This window comes from Roseibium porphyridii (genome assembly GCF_026191725.2).
In the GTDB taxonomy this organism is placed as follows: domain Bacteria; phylum Pseudomonadota; class Alphaproteobacteria; order Rhizobiales; family Stappiaceae; genus Roseibium; species Roseibium porphyridii.
In genome coordinates, this window is record NZ_CP120863.1 from 2,515,232 (window position 1) to 2,530,715 (window position 15,484).

A 15,484-nucleotide genomic window follows, 5' to 3' on the forward strand; every position below is an offset into this window, starting at 1 on the left:
TACACTTAACAAAATTAACTATGTTTCCAGCAGGAAGTGCTGTCAATGGTTGAATTGTTTTTCGAAAGTGCACGGCTGAATTGTAGAAGGCAATTCGTGGAGAGCGCTTGATCTGTCAAAGGCGATCGGCGTTGAGAACCGGTTTGAACAGCTCATCAAAGCACCGTTGGCCAACTATCCAGATTGTATGGAGAGTGATTTCCTGACTGAGACTACAGAATAAAAAAGATCTTTTTTCCGGTTCAGCGGACGGTTTTCTCGCCGTGGAAGCCGCCCATTGGTTGGTTGCGTACCAGAATTACCAAGCCTTGCTTGCTAGGCTCCGCGTCGTTCTGGGCAACACCACCGTAATTTGCGCAGAGTTCTTCGGCGCTTTTGTTTTGGGTGGGAGTGAACATGGTGATGGCCTGGCAGTCGACACGCCGCAGCTCGCTGTCGGTGATCGACCCACCCGACAAGCTAAAGCCAAGCCCGGCCAGAGCCAGCGCGAAAGTGGTGGTGGTTGCAAAGGCAAACTTGTTCATAATCCCCGGTCCCATTTCCCGGCCCACCGTTTCGGCAGGCCCTGCGATATGGTCGGAAAATGGCGGAACACACCTGTACTCTCACTGAAATCCCCATTCACCTGACGTTCAGCTTAGGTGATTCGCTAACATTTGCCGAACAATCGGCCAAATTTGGCCAAATTCGATTCGGGTTTGCGTTGGATAACGTGTGATTTTTCGCGGTTTATCGCCAAACGCGAAGTCGAGCCGACTTAGGTCGGTGGCCCGGGAAATCTTCATTTCCCTAGAGCGGAGATTGGATTTTCTTCAAGAGTGCGCGTAGCTGCTCCTGCTCGCTCTTGGAGAGCGGCTCCAGAATGTCTGCAAGCGTGTCGGCAACCGCCTGCTGCAGTTCGGCAACCGCTTCCTGGCCCTGGGACGTCAAAGAAAGGACGCTTGCGCGGGCGTCGCTCTGGTCCGGAACTCGGTCGATTAGTCCCTTGGCTTCCAGAACCTTGACCGCGCGCGTCATTTGCGACTTGTCCCGGTTCATTCGGGCAACCAGTTCATGCAGCCGCACAGGTTCCATCTCGGCCAGTGTGAGAAGCAGAACACCTCCCGCAGGGCCCAGCTGATGACGATCAAACTCAGATGAGCGTGCATTCAGTGACAGGTGAATGCGGCGCATGAACCGGTCCGTGAGATTTGCAATTTCGATATCAGGCATACGTAATTTGTTGACTAAGTCCACTAATTATAGTTGATAATGACAACTTAATTGAGAGGTTGCCCACTGATGCCAAGGCGACACATTTGGCTCGGGCTGTTGTTGCAAGGCGTAGGATCATGACTGAGACACAACGAATTTTACTGAAGTTGGCTGCGGTCCTTTGGATCGTCTGGGGTCTTGTACACGCATTTGCAGGTGTTGTCGTGCTCACCACGGATGCATCTCAAGGATTTGCCGCGATCGCCGATGCGGTTCAATCGGGCCTGTTACGTTCCAGTTATCACCCGGCTGTTGAGGGGATACTCAACCAGCATGGCTGGAACCTGCTTTGGTTCGGGTTGGTCACAATTCTTGGATCATGGTTCATATGGCGTGGCAACCTCACGGCCATCTGGGTCACTGCGCTGGTCGGTGGTATGGCCGACATAGGTTACTTGCTGTTCGTGGACATTCCCGGCTTTGTTCGGTTTTTCCCCGGCACGCTCATGACGATTGTTTCAGGGTCGGCGGTCCTGTTGAGCTTTTGGGTTTGGATACCGCTGCGGCGAACCGTCAAAGGTGTTTGAGTAAGTCAGGGGAAAAACAAAAAAGGGACGGAAAATCCGCCCCTTAAGGTCAGTTCATCAGAAACTGATTTAGCTTATGCCGTCTGCTGAGTGGTCTCAATACCCTTGTCGGTGAAGAGGCCTTGCAGTTCCTGGTTCTGGAACATTTCGCGAATGATGTCGCAACCACCAACAAACTCGCCTTTGACGTAGAGCTGCGGAATGGTCGGCCAATTGGTGAAGTCCTTCACACCCTGACGCAGTTCGTCGTCTTCAAGAACATTGATGCCTTTGTACGGGGCACCGACATAGTCAAGGATCTGAACAACCTGGCCGGAAAAACCACATTGCGGAAAATTCGGTGTACCCTTCATGAAGACAACAACATCGTTGGTGTCGACTTCGTTCTTGATCCAATCCTGGATGCTCATATTCGTCAGTCCTTTTGTTTCGCCGGCGCGACCAGTTGACGGCCGGTGCGATAAATCAATCCAGTCACGGCTCTCCAGATACGAACTTCCATGATCAGCATCGCCAGAAGAGCGGTTGCGAGAAGAAGCCAGATCATTCTTTCTCCGTCCACTTTGCCGTCTATCTGTCGTCGACAGGCGGTAAATTCAAGGGGCAAACCAATTAAGCGGCAATCGTTCCGATCGGTTTGCCATCAAACCTAGTCCGGGGCCTTTGTCTGCAGGGCAAGAGCGTGCAGCGCGCCGCCCATGTTGCCCTTTAGGGCCTCGTACACCAGTTGATGCTGTTGAACGCGGCTTTTGCCTCTAAACGATTCAGAGACAACATTTGCGGCGTAGTGATCGCCGTCGCCAGCCAAATCCCGGATCTCAATCTGAGCATCGGGCAATGCCTCTTTGATCAGTGTTTCGATCTCATTTGCGTTCATCGGCATCGTGCATCAGTCCTTTTGTATTGGTTCCTGAAACTCAGGCAATATTAAGCTGTCGCCATGTAATCGGGGAACCAATCTTCGTGTGCTTTTTTCAAGTTTGCAACGGATATGGTGAGAACACCCTCAACAGTCAAATCATCACCACCAGTTTTCCCGATTTGCTGAACCTCAATACCGGCATCGATAATGTCTTCAAGCACAGCTTCGACCTTGTCTGGTGCAACCGTCAGCACATAGCGTCCCTGATCTTCGCCGAAAAGGGCCGCATGGGCTGGGCCATCGATCCTGACATTTGCGCCAAGTCCACCTGCAATTGCCATTTCTGCAAGGGCAACACCCAGGCCGCCGGAAGAAATATCATGAACTCCGGATAGCCGAGCTGCACCGATGAGTTGACGAACAATCGTTCCGCGCCGCTTTTCCGCAGCCAGGTCAACTGGAGGAGGTGCTCCTTCTTCGCGGCCCAGAACATCGGCAAGATATTGTGAGGCACCCAGATGAGTGCCAGGCCCACCTACGACAAGGATTGCATCACCTTCCTCGGCAAAGGCTGTACCGGCGCGCACGGTGACGTCCGGCAACAGTCCGACGCCGCCAATGGCAGGGGTCGGCAATATCGCTTCGCCGTGGGTTTCGTTATAGAGAGAGACGTTGCCGGAAACGATGGGAAAATCCAGTTCTCGGCATGCTTCGCCAATGCCTTTGATGCAGCCGACGAACTGCCCCATGATTTCAGGCTTTTCAGGGTTGCCGAAATTGAGATTGTCGGTTGCGGCAAGCGGCTCGGACCCGACGGCAGTCAGATTGCGCCAAACCTCCGCGACGGCCTGCTTACCACCTTCAAAGGGGTCGGCTTCGCAATAGCGTGGGGTAACATCGACCGAGAAAGTAAGACCCTTGCGTGATCCCTCAACGCGAATGACACCGGCATCGCCACCAGGCGTTTCGGCCGTGTTGCCCTGGATCAGCGTATCGTATTGCTCATAGACCCAGCGACGTGAAGACCCGTTGGCGTTGCCGACCAAAGTGGTCAGCGCTTTTGCATAGTCTTCCGGTTCTGCAATGTCGGACGCATTCAAAACGGGTCGTTTCTTCGGTTCGATCCAAGGGCGGTCGTATTCCGGCGCTTCATCGCCCAGTTTCTTGATGGGCAGGTCAGCCACCACGTCACCTTGATGTTTGACCACGAAGCGGAGCGTGTCGGTGGTGATGCCGACAATGGCAAAGTCCAATCCCCATTTCCTGAAAATGGCTTCGGCTTCATGCTCCTTTTCGGGCCTCAGTACCATGAGCATGCGCTCCTGGCTCTCAGACAGCATCATCTCGTAGGCGCTCATGCGCTCTTCGCGTACGGGAACCTTGTCGAGGTCAAGTTCGATGCCAAGGTCGCCACTAGCGCCCATTTCAACTGCGGAGCAGGTCAAGCCAGCAGCACCCATATCCTGAATGGCAATGACGGCACCTGTCTCCATCAGCTCCAGACAGGCTTCCAGCAGGCATTTTTCCGTGAAAGGATCACCGACCTGAACAGTTGGGCGCTTTTCATCAATGGTATCGTCGAATTCAGCAGATGCCATTGTTGCACCGCCAACGCCGTCCCGGCCGGTCTTGGCACCAAGATAAACGACGGGAAGACCGACACCTTCGGCCTTTGCGAGAAAAATCGCGTCAGATCTGGCAAGACCCGCAGCAAAAGCATTTACCAGGCAATTGCCGTTGTAACGGGCGTGGAATTCGACCTCGCCACCAACTGTTGGAACGCCGAACGAGTTGCCGTAGCCGCCGACGCCCGAGACAACACCTGACACCAGGTGCTTTGTACGCGGATGATCCGGTTCACCGAAACGCAAGGCGTTCATGGCTGCAACAGGGCGCGCTCCCATGGTGAAAACGTCCCGCAAGATACCACCGACGCCTGTCGCGGCCCCCTGATAAGGTTCGATGTAGGACGGGTGGTTGTGGCTTTCCATCTTGAAGACCACGGCCTGGCCGTCGCCAATATCGACGACACCGGCATTTTCTCCCGGACCTTGAAGAACGCGCGGTCCATCCGTCGGCAGTGTCTTCAGCCATTTCTTGGAGGATTTGTAAGAGCAATGCTCGTTCCACATGGCGGAAAAGATGCCGAGTTCTGTGAAGCTCGGTTCCCGGCCAATCAATTCCAGGATGCGCTCATACTCATCCGGTTTCAAGCCGTGGGAAGCAATCAGGTCGGGCGTGATCTTGATGTCGTTCGGGATCATGACGTTCCAGTATTTTGGGACCGCAGAATCTGGGCCGCAAGGACGCGGGCAGGCGTTGATGCCGCCGTTTAGCAGATTGTCCAGGAAATGGGGAGAGTGCGCGCAAAACTTTGTGGAGGATAGCCTGATTGATCCCCGGCAAGGCAATCTTTGGCACAAAAATCGTGTCTCCAGACCGTCAGGCCATGCCAAGGCCGCTCTCGATCGCATTGGCGAGGTTTGAGCCGTAAAAGCTCAGCTTGCGGGTAGCACCTGTTTCGGGATCCTTGATCTCAAGCCGGATGGCCTTGGTAATCAGCAGATCGCTGCGCCGTGCGCTGGCAATGGCGTGCCAGGGGATCAGGATCGGGGTATGGCCTATTCTGAAGAAGATGACCGGCCGCAGATAAATGCCCGCATTCGAGAGCGTGATGTCCAGACAGTTTCGGTAGCTTGCAAACAGTCCGAAACTTGCGCTGCCCCAGCGCCAGCTCTGCCCTGGCGGGGGCCGATTGCCCGGATAGAGCCGGGACAGGCGTGACCACCCACCAAGCCGGCTGATCAGAAAGACAATAAGCGACCAGAGCAGCCCGAAGCACAGGAAAAAACCCGGCACGATCAGAATGAGAAGAGCACTGTCGGTCACGCTTGTCCTATCCGTCTTGGAGTGAATTCGTGTCCGGGTTCCGGTGATATCCGGGCCCGATTGTGAGCGGTCTGGAAGGCATGGACCTTGGCGCAACGCTGCTTTTTAAAGACGTTTGGTGCCGCTCGATTTCCGCACCTGTGGTTCCGTCAATCACCGTAAGGACAGCGAGATACTCGCGGTCCGCAGCCACGTCCGTAAGAGACGGTGTTTCGAACTTGTAGTTCCGCTTTGCAGCGGTAACCGTCTGTTCCAATTCGATCGTTCCGCCCGCAGGGTCCTCAAATTCAGCCAGAAGGCGTGTCCCGGGTGGGAGCGGTTTGACAAGCCCCACGGTGATCCCGCTGCGAATGTCGGCAATCCGGTAGTTGTAGATGAACCCGCCACCGGTGATTTCAGCGAAATCCGCCTTTGCCAGAACGGTCTGGTTATGACGATAAACAGCAGCAAAAACGCTGGCGCAGTAAACTGCAGCAGCGACAAAGGCAAAAACCGCCCAACGGTGAGATGATCCTGACCGTGTCACTGCTGTCCCTTCTTGTCGAGCACCTGAGTGGATAGGGCTGCAACGGTCCCGGCCGCCTTCATCAACCCTGCCTGAACCTACTCGAAGCTATCGTAGCATGCACCGTTGTCCTCAAGGAGGTTCTGCAGCGACGAGAGCCCGGCCTCCGTTTCCTTGCGCGTCAAAGGATTGGTGAAACCGACCCTGGCGCGGTGATAAACCTGACCTGAGCGACCGGACTTGAACTCGTCTTCATCGTCGATCAGCACACCAGCGGCCGCTGCCGCTGTCTTGAAGGTTCCGGAGAGCCAGGGTTCGGGCAGCTTGAGCCAGAAAAACGGCGCATCAGCGCCTCCTTGAAGGCCATATGATCCAAGATACTGATGCACCAGTGCGTGGCGGGCAGCAATCTCGGCCAAGACTTTCTTGCGGAAGTCATCGGCGGCTCCGGACAGGACGAGACGAGATGACAACTCTGCAAGCAGAAAGGAAATACCGCCAGTCAGCATCTTGTGGGCTGTGTAGATCCGCTGGGCATGAGAGAGTGGACTGGAGACCCAACCGCCTCGGACACCTGCAGTGACAGATTTCGACAAGGAGCCCACATGGAACGTGCGCTCCGGCGCAAGAGCGGCGAGGGGGCTTTGCGAGGCTTCCCGCAATGAGCCGTAGACTTCATCCTCAATGATCCAGAGATTGAACTGGCGGGCAATGGCGACAATTTCCTGCCGCCGGTCATCTCTCATCAGTGCAGTGGTTGGATTGTGCATCGTTGGCATCAAGAAGATGACTTTGGGATGCTTTTGAGCGCACACACGTGCGAGGTCATCCGGGATAGGGCCTTCGTCATCGCGTGCAACTTGAACAGACGGCCTACCGGACAGAGCGGAACCGCGCGCGATGGAACTGTAGGTCAGGTCCTCAAACACCACCTGGTCACCGGGGGCGGTGGTTGCCGCGATGATAGCCATGATTGCAGCTTGTGCACCTGTCGTCGGGACAATGCTGCCTTCCGGGGGCTGCCAGCCGCCGCGGGCAAGCCAAAGGCAGCCTGCCTGACGCCAACTGTCCGGCACCGAGCGTGTATAGCTCGCAATTTCGTAAGGCTTGTCTTTGGCGATGCCGGTGGTCAGCCGCTGAATGGTGTCCGCCTGACCGACTTCCGGTGCTGACGTGCTGTCAAAGCGAATTGTTTCAGGTGCAGGAACCGTAATGCGCGTTCCTGCGAAGGCTGTATCGATTGGGGCTGCCATAGCAGATTGCACCCAGGATGCACCCTGCGACGACGGTGCGGGAGAACTTGGGCGCCCGTCGTCGGCAGACAGATCGGGTTTGGTGTTTTCCACGAGGATCTCTGAAGGACCACTGCCGAGCACAAAAGTGCCTCGACCGACTTCTCCGCTAACCAGTCCTCGCTGCCGTATTGTCGCGTATGCGCGACCGATGGTGCCAACGGTCACGCCCAGATCATAGGCAAGGTTTCTTTGTGGCGGCAGTTTAGCGCCGGCACCCAGCACACCAGTCGCAATGTCGTCTGCAATCTTGTCTGCAAGGCGGATGTAGAGAGGGCCACGGCCATCTGGGATTTGAGGATGCCAATTTGTCATGGTGACAATTTTCTATATTGCATCTCAAAAGGAGTCAATTCATATGATTGTAGCGCTACAATACAAGAATTAAGTGGAATTGTTACCCTTAAGAGGTGTCAAATGAGTTCAATAGAGACAATTTATGGACGACCAATCGTTTGGCAGTCGTTTGGAAGGGGAATTGCAAAGGCTGTGAAAACCAGATTGTCACTCTGGTTTGAAAGCTACCGGACGCGTCAGCAACTTCAAGATCTTCCAGATTCGGCGTTGGTGGATCTGGGCCTCAGCCGGGAAGCGGTCCGCGCGGAGGCTGGCAGGCCCTTTTGGGATAGCGAGCGTTTTCCACGCTAGTTGCAGGTGCTGAGATCGAGACCCGATGGTCGCTGCCCCCGGCGGTCACGATATGGTCCCGAACCCAAGGTATCTGCAAAAATGCCGGACACGGTGCAGCCCACGTGTCCGGCATTTTTTTGTCAAAGATCTGTGTGTCAGACTGCGCCGGTGTACTCACCGCGTGCCGGGTAGTCGTTCTTTTGTACGAAGTCGAGTGCGCCGACCATTTCCTGGAAATGCGGTCTGACGAACGGCATCGTCTGAACCGATGCGAAATAGAGAGTGTTGTCAGGCTTCACAAGAAATACGCCCGGCTCGGAGAAGAGTGCGGGCTCTTCAATGCCAATTGAGGTTTTGCCCCGGCTTGTGGAGATATAAAGTCCCCATTCATTGGCAACGGACAGCGACAGTCCGTAGCCGAACCGCAGATCTGGTGTGCCGACCTTGTCGGCCATCTGCTGCGCGCGCTCTTCGGTGTCAGAAGAAATGGCGATTGTTTTGACGCCCTTTTGTGCGAATTCAGGCGTCAGGCGGCCGAGCTCTTTCAAATAGGTGGCGCAGATCGGGCAGTGCAGGCCACGATAGAACACGACCAGTGTCGCGAATTCTGAACCGTCTGCCGCGAGATCGAAGTGGCCGGAAGTCAGTGTTTCTACTTTCAACTCCGGAACGGACTGGCGTGGAATGAGCATTCTTACCTCTCTTAGGGTAGGGGCAAGACTTCACATCTGCCCTTGGATACCGTAAACATAGTGAACGATTGAAAAGAAAACATTCCGAAAAGTTGATCAAGAGTACGGAAATGGCTGTTCCTTATCGCACTTCTTTCAATGGCAAGCTTGATCGGCTGTCTTCTTTGATCGACAGACTTCGGGTTCAGGTCAGCAATGCGCTTGTCGGTGGCTCCGAAGAGCAAAGCGCCAATTTCAAGATTTTTGTAAGCAAGGATCGCTCGTTGCGTCTTGTCTTCAGTCCATTGGTGGAAAATGAACCCTGTGAGCCTGCGGAACTGACTGCCCGTGCCGGCGAAACCCCTCTGGTGGCCGCGAATATTGCGATTTCAGGTGTTGGAAAGCAGCTGATCAACGCCCTGCCGGACATTATTTCCGTACCACTGAGCGAAGAGCCTTATCTGACGGCCGTGGTCATGCCGCTGATTGAGGAGGCAACTTTACCTCGCTGCGGGGGGCAAGCTGCGTTTGAGCGTCTGTGTGAAGTTGTGGTGATCAGGCTGCTGCGCCACGCAATGGAGCAGGGCAAAGCCGATACGGGTCTCTTGAACGGACTTGCACATCCGCGCATTGCCTCGGCGCTTGTGGCAATTCATGAAGCGCCAGGTGAAGGCTGGACGCTTGAAAAGCTGGCGGAAACCGCCGGAATGTCCAGGACGCAGTTCGCTGTCACCTTCAAGGAACTGGTGGGTGCCACACCAATGGGGTACCTGGCTACCTGGAGATTGGATATTGCCAGAGCGGAACTTGAAGCAGGGCGTCAGGTCAAGTCCGTTGCCAACATGTGCGGCTTTGCCAGCCCGGCTGCGTTTTCCAGGGCATTTTCCCGCCGGTTCGGCTATCCGCCCAAACAGCGTCGCAGTCAGGCGGCCTAAGAGCGCTTAGTCGCGGTCCTTGACGGGCTTTTCCATGGCATAAAGCTCATCGGTCACATCGTCCGCCTTGCGGGCAAAGAGCGCTTGGGCATCTTTGAGGCCCTGATTGTAGAAGTGAGCGCCGAGCGTCGGGACAAGAAAGCCGACCAGCTGATCGGCATCCATGTTGCCTATATCCGTGTCGAGCTCGTCGTTGAGATAGTCCCTTATCAGGTCCGCAAGGCGCGACCTGGTGTCATTGTCCAGTTCCAGATCGCTCATACCGGTCTCCCTGCTTTCGGATCAGGCTGCTGTCAGAAGACTTTCGAACAACAGACGCCCGTCCAACCCACCGTGCAAGGACTCTACCAGGTTTTCGGGATGCGGCATCATTCCGAGCACATTGCCGGCCGCATTGGTAATGCCTGCAATGTTGTTGATCGATCCGTTGGGGTTTGTTCCTTCGGCATATCGGAAGACGACCTGATTGTTGTCTTCAATTGCGCTCAGTGTTTCCTCGTCAGCAAAATAGTTGCCGTCATGATGGGCGACAGGGCAACGCCAGACCTGTCCCTTCTGGAACTTGGACGAGAAGCGAGTCGCGTTGTTGACCGTTTCCATCAAAACGTCCTTGCAGACGAAGGTGAGACCAGCATTACGCATCAACGCGCCAGGCAGCAGACCTGCCTCTGTCAGGATCTGAAACCCATTGCACACTCCAAGGACGGCAACGCCGCTGTTGGCTTTGGCAACCAGGTCTTTCAGGATGGGGGAGCGGGCGGCGATTGCACCGGAGCGCAAGTAGTCCCCATAAGAAAAGCCGCCGGGAACGACCACGAGGTCAACATCTGGCAGCGTGCTCTCGGTGTGCCAGACATGCTGCGGACGCGAACCGGTTATCAGCTCCAGCGCGTGAAACATGTCGCGGTCGCGGTTGGAGCCCGGAAAAACAATGACGGCGGATTTCATTTGGCAATCCCGATATCTAGAGCAGGACAAGAACGGCGATGATGGCAGCAAGAGCTGGCACCAGGATGAAGATGGCAGCTTTTACGGCCATGAACATTACGGCCTTGCGCGTGTCTTCATCCATGGGCAAGAGCTCTTGCTTCAGGCGATCTCGATCGCGTAGTTCTCAATAACGGTGTTGGCAAGAAGCTTTTCACACATTTGTTCCAGCTCCGCCTTGGCAGTGTCCTCGTCGGATCCGCTCAGCTCAACGTCAAAGACCTTTCCTTGACGCACGGAGCCGACGTCGTCAAATCCAAGGCCCCCAAGAGCACCTTCGATAGCTTTTCCCTGAGGATCGAGAACACCGTTTTTCAAGGTGACGATCACGCGTGCTTTCATTTTTCCGAACCCCACTTTGGGTAATGCCTACTACGAATGTTAAGGGCTCCCCATACACGAGGAGCCCTGTGAGTGAAAGTGCTGAGGCTCGAAAAGCTGCGAATTATGGAAGACGTTTTATTGTTGTGTTTGCCATGAATTTTCTGAGGTTTGCTTTCGCCTTGGTTGCAGAAACCGCATAGGAACTCACTTGCATGCCTTTGTCTCTTTGGATGATAGAGCGTGCAGCCATATAGAGTGGTTTTTTTCCGGGTGCTTGAATCCGATATACAAATTCAAATCCGCTATAGGTCCGGGTTGCGATCTTTCGCCTGGACTGGACCTTGATAGCGCCCTTGCTAAGTCGCGCAACGCTCTTATCGATTTCGGACAAAAGACCCACGCTTAGAATATCCGCGCGAACTGCGCTTTCGGCATTTCCGGTCACTTTGGCCGGCCCAGTCACGATAATCTCCAGTGATTTGCAGACCGTGCAAACATAGATCGTGTTGCTGCCTCGTTGGGCCTTTTCCCAACCCGTAACTGGAAAACGCGTTTCGACGCTACCGGGCGTCAGACCAGTTGTTTGACACGCAGCCAGGAAGCCGCAAATCAGAATTGCACTCGTAACTCGTTTAACTATCTGAAAATTCATAAACAAAACGCCCCCGTTGTTGCCAAGGGGGCGTAATAGTGGGCTTCTGGTTTTGATGCAACCGTGACGCTAGGTCCGATTGTGAATTTCCAGTTTAACCTGTGCCAAATTTGCAGCAGGTGTTATTGAACCAGCGTTGGGCCGGAGCCGACCGGGCGTTCATTGCCAAGCATGATGCCGAGGCGCTTGGCGACTTCCTGGTAGGCTTCCAGCATTCCGCCCAGGTCGCGGCGGAAGCGGTCCTTGTCCATCTTGTCGTTGGTCTCGATATCCCAGAGACGGCAGCTGTCGGGAGAAATCTCGTCCGCGACAACAATCCGCATCATGTCACCTTCGAACAGCCGCCCGCATTCGATCTTGAAATCCACAAGACGAATGCCGACCCCCAGGAAGAGACCGGACAGGAAGTCGTTGACCCGGATGGCGAGCGCCATCATGTCATCCAGTTCCTGTGGAGTTGCCCAGCCAAATGCGGTGACATGCTCTTCGGCGACCATCGGATCGTCCAACTCGTCATTCTTGTAGTAGAATTCGATGATGGACCGCGGCAGTTGGGTGCCTTCTTCAAGACCAAGGCGCTTGGCGATCGAACCGGCTGCTACATTGCGAACAACCACTTCCAGCGGAATGATTTCCACTTCACGGATCAACTGCTCGCGCATGTTCATGCGGCGAATGAAGTGTGTCGGAATGCCAATGGCATTCAGATGATTGAAGATGAATTCGGAAATACGGTTGTTGAGCACGCCTTTGCCGTCAACAATCTCGTGTTTCTTGTTGTTGAAGGCCGTGGCGTCGTCCTTGAAGTGCTGAACCAGTGTTCCCGGTTCCGGACCTTCATAGAGAATCTTGCCTTTTCCTTCATAAATGCGCCGGCGGCGGTTCATGAGCGATTCCGTATCTTCTTGAATTTCCATCGGAAAGGGGACCAGCGAACCGGGTCCATCATCTTGCCGGGACGATTCCCGTCAACCGGCTGGTGTCGCCGGCCGCAATCCCTTTTTTGCGGCGCGGAACTTACCCGAAGAGGGCGAAAAGTACAATCTTATGTTTTTCGCCCTCAGCTCAGGGCTGTTATGCTTTTGACGCAGGCGTAAAGGTACTGCGTTGATTTGCTCGCCCTACGGGGATATGCAAGAGACCAAATCAACCCCATATGGGTAGAAGAGCATAAGCGCAGTTCAGGAGACGATGAATATGAACACATTCGACAAGCGCGAGCAGGGTTTTGAAAGCAAGTTTGCGCATGACGAGGAGCTGCGGTTCAAAGCAACCGCCCGGCGCAACAAGTTGCTGGGTCTGTGGGCGGCAGGGCTCTTCGGGTACGAAGGCGAAAAAGCAGAGGAATACGCCAAGGAAGTTGTTCGTGCAGATTTTGACGAGCCGGGCGACGAAGACGTGTTCCGCAAAATCCGCGGTGATTTCGACAGCAACAATGTCGAACAGTCCGATCATCAGATTCGCCGCACCATGGACGAGTTGATGCATAAGGCAATTGAGCAGATCCAGAACGAAGGTTAAGTCCTTCGCGGAAGCCTGCAATCGATTTAGAGCGTCTGCCCGACACGGGCGGGCGCTTTTTCTGTTTAAAGCGGAATAAAAACTACGACAGTTCGGGTCTTTGCACTTGGTGCACTTGCATGCCGAGGGAGGCGTGGCTTTGATGGTTGCCAAAGAGGAGGCCACCCGTGACTGAAGCTACATCGCTTGCTGAAAAACTGCGTTCCGGAAATCCGGTGATTACCGCTTGGTCCGTGCTGGCTGCGCCAATGCTCACTGAAATGTTTGCAAGGGCCGGTTACCCGGCGGTGACGCTTGATCTTCAGCACGGGATGTATGATTTTGGCGTTGCGTGTGACGCCCTGGCAGCCATTGCGCTGGGTGGTGCGCACCGGATCGCGCGCATTCCGGTTGGTGATAACGCATTGGCGGGCCGGCTGGTGGATATGGGCGCTGAATGTGTCATCGCACCGATGATCAACTCGCACGCTGAAGCCGTCGACTTCGCCCGGTCGATCAAATACCCACCGGTTGGCGATCGCAGTTGGTCTCCTTATCGCGCGGCTGCACTCTCCGGGCAGTCTTCTGACGAGTATCTGCAAACTGCCAATTCAAACATTGTTTCGCTTGCTATGATCGAGACACTCGAAGCAATCGACGCATTGGACGACATTCTTTCAGTTGAAGAACTTGATGGAATTTTCGTCGGACCGAGCGATCTGTCATTGTCGCTATCAAAGGGTGCAGCTCTCGATCCGAACGGTGATGAGACAGCCGATGCCTGCGCCGAGATTGCACGCAAGGCACGCGATGCCGGCAAGATTGCCGGTATCTTTTGTTTGAGTGCTGAAAAGGTAGAGGAAGCCGTAGATCAGGGTTTCCGGCTCATTTCGCACGGTATCGACCGAACTTTTGTCGGCGAAGGTGCAAGCGCCGCGCTCGATGAAGTCAGAAAATATGTTTCTGCCAGCTCGGATGATTTCGGTTATTGAGAAGTAACCTAGCCGAGTTTTTTCATGAAATGCGCGAAGGACATCATGCCTTCAGGCCAGGGGCCATGGCCGCTTTCCAGGTTGATATGACCGGCTTCACCGGCATCTTGAAAAGTGGTCCCCCAGGCTTTGGAAAAATGCTGCGCCCGCTCGTAGTCGCAATATGGGTCATTCCGGCTTGCTACCAGATGCGTCGCAAAGGGCAGGGGATCTGACGGGATCGGTTTGAAGTCGCCGCCATCAAATTCATCCACAAGGCCCTTACGGTCCCAATCCGATGGAGCCACAAGATAAGCGCCCTTGATCTTGTCCTTCAGGACATGTGCACCGTGGGCCACAAGGATACAACCGAGCGAATGCGCAACGAGCACGACTGGCTTTTTCGCGGCGTCAATTTCACCCACCAACGTATCCAGCCACTCTTTTTTGCTCGGTGTGTGCAACTCGGCCTGCTTGACTAAACGTGCGGTCGGCATCTTGTCCCGCCAACGCAACAGCCAGTGTCCGGGGAGCGTTTTGCCATAACCTGGAATGAGCAGAATATCGGTTTCTGAAATTTTCATGGATCGTCCTGATCGCCAAATTGCTGCTACGAAAGTGGGCCGAAATAACCTTGCTGAAAGGCCTGTGCCCACCCGGATCTGCCGTTTTTTTCAGCTTCCCGCGCAGCAGTGTCACTGTCATAGGCTAGGTATTTCTGTTGGAATGTCCAACCCTTGGCGTTTCTGGTCATCAACGCATATTGCGCGCGCCTGTCGCCAACTTCTCCTGCGAGGTAGCGCGGGTGCTGACTGTCGAAAGACGGGAACCCGACGGTGCCGGGATTAAGCAGTGTCTGTCCTGACGACTGCAGGGAGATGATGCGCGGAATGTGACTGTGGCCGGTACAGACGACCTGCGCCTGCTCACCATTCAGTTCCGCCAGCAAGGTTTTTTCATCCGGTTGATGACCTTTCGGTCCTTCGTTCTTTTCCGTGAGATAGCGATCGTCATCTTCCGGCGTTCCGTGGACCAAAAGAACCTCGTCGGTCATTCTGATCGTCGAGGACGTTGTTCGGAGCCAATCAAGGCTTGGGGTGGTGAGCCGTTCAGCGGCAAATCGGTCAGTCGGCCCCATTTTTTCAACCGGGTCATCCAGAATGAAACGATCATGGTTGCCGCGAACGGTCGGCCACGCGGTTTCGCGAAGAATGACGGCCGTCTCTTCGGGCCACAGGGGGCCGGCAAGGCAGTCGCCAAGATTGACGACGCAATCGGGCGTTTCCTTTTTGATGTCTGCGAGGACGGCTTCCAGTGCCAGGACATTGCCATGAATGTCTGAGACTACGGCGATTTTCATCTCGTCGCTCCGTGGGTCTTGTGAACCACCGTAAATGACGGCCCGGTCACAGCGCCCGGCGCTGCCCGGGCTGCGCAAAGGCCGATCCGATTTTGAGTGGTGTTAAAATGACCCTGGTCTTGAAA

23 protein-coding genes are annotated in these 15,484 nt (G+C 54.9%); 5 read left to right on the forward strand and 18 right to left on the reverse strand.

The window, feature by feature from the left end; translation table 11 throughout:
* Positions 1–242: 242 nt before the first annotated feature.
* Both K1718_RS11730 and K1718_RS11735 read right to left on the reverse strand, forming a co-directional pair.
* Positions 243–524, reverse strand: coding sequence for an antitermination protein (locus K1718_RS11730; protein ID WP_265684527.1), 282 nt, complete (start codon positions 522–524; stop codon positions 243–245).
* A 265-nt stretch (positions 525–789) separates the two neighbouring features.
* The gene (locus K1718_RS11735) at positions 790–1,212 is read right to left on the reverse strand and encodes a MarR family winged helix-turn-helix transcriptional regulator (protein WP_152501094.1); all 423 of its coding nucleotides are present in this window, start codon (positions 1,210–1,212) and stop codon (positions 790–792) included.
* A 119-nt stretch (positions 1,213–1,331) separates the two neighbouring features.
* On the opposite strand from K1718_RS11735, the gene K1718_RS11740 reads away from it, so the two are divergent.
* On the forward strand, positions 1,332–1,781 hold the full coding sequence (locus K1718_RS11740) for a hypothetical protein (RefSeq protein WP_152501095.1): 450 nt from the start codon (positions 1,332–1,334) through the stop codon (positions 1,779–1,781).
* Positions 1,782–1,855: 74 nt separating this feature from the next.
* Here K1718_RS11740 and grxD read toward each other — a convergent pair whose 3' ends face one another.
* The 7 genes from grxD to K1718_RS11775 form a co-directional block, all read right to left on the reverse strand.
* The gene (grxD, locus tag K1718_RS11745; RefSeq protein WP_152501096.1) at positions 1,856–2,191 is read right to left on the reverse strand and encodes a Grx4 family monothiol glutaredoxin; all 336 of its coding nucleotides are present in this window, start codon (positions 2,189–2,191) and stop codon (positions 1,856–1,858) included.
* 5 nt (positions 2,192–2,196) lie between these two features.
* Positions 2,197–2,328, reverse strand: coding sequence for a hypothetical protein (locus K1718_RS11750; RefSeq protein ID WP_256366686.1), 132 nt, complete (start codon positions 2,326–2,328; stop codon positions 2,197–2,199).
* Positions 2,329–2,430: 102 nt separating this feature from the next.
* Positions 2,431–2,664: a BolA family protein gene (locus K1718_RS11755; protein ID WP_265684528.1), complete on the reverse strand. Its 234-nt coding sequence runs from the start codon at positions 2,662–2,664 to the stop codon at positions 2,431–2,433.
* Positions 2,665–2,708: 44 nt separating this feature from the next.
* Positions 2,709–4,907, reverse strand: a complete 2,199-nt coding sequence (gene purL, locus K1718_RS11760) for a phosphoribosylformylglycinamidine synthase subunit PurL (protein WP_265684529.1) — start codon at positions 4,905–4,907, stop codon at positions 2,709–2,711.
* 178 nt (positions 4,908–5,085) lie between these two features.
* Positions 5,086–5,532, reverse strand: a complete 447-nt coding sequence (locus tag K1718_RS11765; RefSeq protein ID WP_265684530.1) for a hypothetical protein — start codon at positions 5,530–5,532, stop codon at positions 5,086–5,088.
* Between the two features lie 7 nt (positions 5,533–5,539).
* Positions 5,540–6,058 carry a hypothetical protein gene (locus K1718_RS11770; protein ID WP_265684531.1) on the reverse strand — a complete coding sequence of 173 codons (519 nt, stop codon included), beginning with the start codon at positions 6,056–6,058 and terminating at the stop codon, positions 5,540–5,542.
* 77 nt (positions 6,059–6,135) lie between these two features.
* A complete protein-coding gene (locus tag K1718_RS11775) occupies positions 6,136–7,644 on the reverse strand; it encodes an aminotransferase-like domain-containing protein (RefSeq protein WP_265684532.1) in 1,509 nt (502 codons plus the stop codon).
* Positions 7,645–7,746: 102 nt separating this feature from the next.
* Between K1718_RS11775 and K1718_RS27530 the strand changes: the two genes are divergently transcribed.
* Positions 7,747–7,977: a DUF1127 domain-containing protein gene (locus K1718_RS27530; protein WP_152501102.1), complete on the forward strand. Its 231-nt coding sequence runs from the start codon at positions 7,747–7,749 to the stop codon at positions 7,975–7,977.
* Positions 7,978–8,114: 137 nt separating this feature from the next.
* Here K1718_RS27530 and K1718_RS11780 read toward each other — a convergent pair whose 3' ends face one another.
* Positions 8,115–8,651 carry a peroxiredoxin-like family protein gene (locus K1718_RS11780; RefSeq protein ID WP_265684533.1) on the reverse strand — a complete coding sequence of 179 codons (537 nt, stop codon included), beginning with the start codon at positions 8,649–8,651 and terminating at the stop codon, positions 8,115–8,117.
* 110 nt (positions 8,652–8,761) lie between these two features.
* Here K1718_RS11780 and K1718_RS11785 point away from each other — a divergent pair, with 110 nt between their 5' ends.
* Complete coding sequence (locus K1718_RS11785) at positions 8,762–9,565, forward strand: AraC family transcriptional regulator (RefSeq protein ID WP_265684534.1); 804 nt, start codon at positions 8,762–8,764, stop codon at positions 9,563–9,565.
* A gap of 6 nt (positions 9,566–9,571) precedes the next feature.
* Here the strand turns inward: K1718_RS11785 and K1718_RS11790 are convergent, their stop codons facing one another.
* From K1718_RS11790 to purC, 6 genes are all read right to left on the reverse strand, one after another.
* Positions 9,572–9,826, reverse strand: coding sequence for a DUF2164 domain-containing protein (locus K1718_RS11790; protein WP_152501105.1), 255 nt, complete (start codon positions 9,824–9,826; stop codon positions 9,572–9,574).
* A 21-nt stretch (positions 9,827–9,847) separates the two neighbouring features.
* Positions 9,848–10,513 carry a phosphoribosylformylglycinamidine synthase subunit PurQ gene (purQ, locus tag K1718_RS11795; RefSeq protein ID WP_265684535.1) on the reverse strand — a complete coding sequence of 222 codons (666 nt, stop codon included), beginning with the start codon at positions 10,511–10,513 and terminating at the stop codon, positions 9,848–9,850.
* A 16-nt stretch (positions 10,514–10,529) separates the two neighbouring features.
* Positions 10,530–10,637: a phosphoribosylformylglycinamidine synthase-associated small membrane protein gene (locus K1718_RS11800; protein WP_265684536.1), complete on the reverse strand. Its 108-nt coding sequence runs from the start codon at positions 10,635–10,637 to the stop codon at positions 10,530–10,532.
* A 17-nt stretch (positions 10,638–10,654) separates the two neighbouring features.
* Positions 10,655–10,894 carry a phosphoribosylformylglycinamidine synthase subunit PurS gene (purS, locus tag K1718_RS11805; protein WP_265684537.1) on the reverse strand — a complete coding sequence of 80 codons (240 nt, stop codon included), beginning with the start codon at positions 10,892–10,894 and terminating at the stop codon, positions 10,655–10,657.
* Positions 10,895–10,997: 103 nt separating this feature from the next.
* Positions 10,998–11,339: a hypothetical protein gene (locus K1718_RS11810; RefSeq protein WP_265684538.1), complete on the reverse strand. Its 342-nt coding sequence runs from the start codon at positions 11,337–11,339 to the stop codon at positions 10,998–11,000.
* Positions 11,340–11,650: 311 nt separating this feature from the next.
* Positions 11,651–12,415, reverse strand: a complete 765-nt coding sequence (purC, locus tag K1718_RS11815) for a phosphoribosylaminoimidazolesuccinocarboxamide synthase (protein ID WP_152501107.1) — start codon at positions 12,413–12,415, stop codon at positions 11,651–11,653.
* Between the two features lie 310 nt (positions 12,416–12,725).
* Between purC and K1718_RS11820 the strand changes: the two genes are divergently transcribed.
* Positions 12,726–13,049: a DUF1476 domain-containing protein gene (locus K1718_RS11820; protein WP_265684539.1), complete on the forward strand. Its 324-nt coding sequence runs from the start codon at positions 12,726–12,728 to the stop codon at positions 13,047–13,049.
* Positions 13,050–13,216: 167 nt separating this feature from the next.
* Positions 13,217–14,020, forward strand: coding sequence for an HpcH/HpaI aldolase family protein (locus K1718_RS11825; protein WP_265684540.1), 804 nt, complete (start codon positions 13,217–13,219; stop codon positions 14,018–14,020).
* Positions 14,021–14,028: 8 nt separating this feature from the next.
* Here K1718_RS11825 and K1718_RS11830 read toward each other — a convergent pair whose 3' ends face one another.
* Entirely contained in the window at positions 14,029–14,583 is a 555-nt protein-coding gene (locus K1718_RS11830; RefSeq protein WP_265684541.1) for an RBBP9/YdeN family alpha/beta hydrolase, read from the reverse strand.
* A 26-nt stretch (positions 14,584–14,609) separates the two neighbouring features.
* Positions 14,610–15,359, reverse strand: a complete 750-nt coding sequence (locus K1718_RS11835; protein WP_265684542.1) for a metallophosphoesterase family protein — start codon at positions 15,357–15,359, stop codon at positions 14,610–14,612.
* Positions 15,360–15,484: the final 125 nt, after the last annotated feature.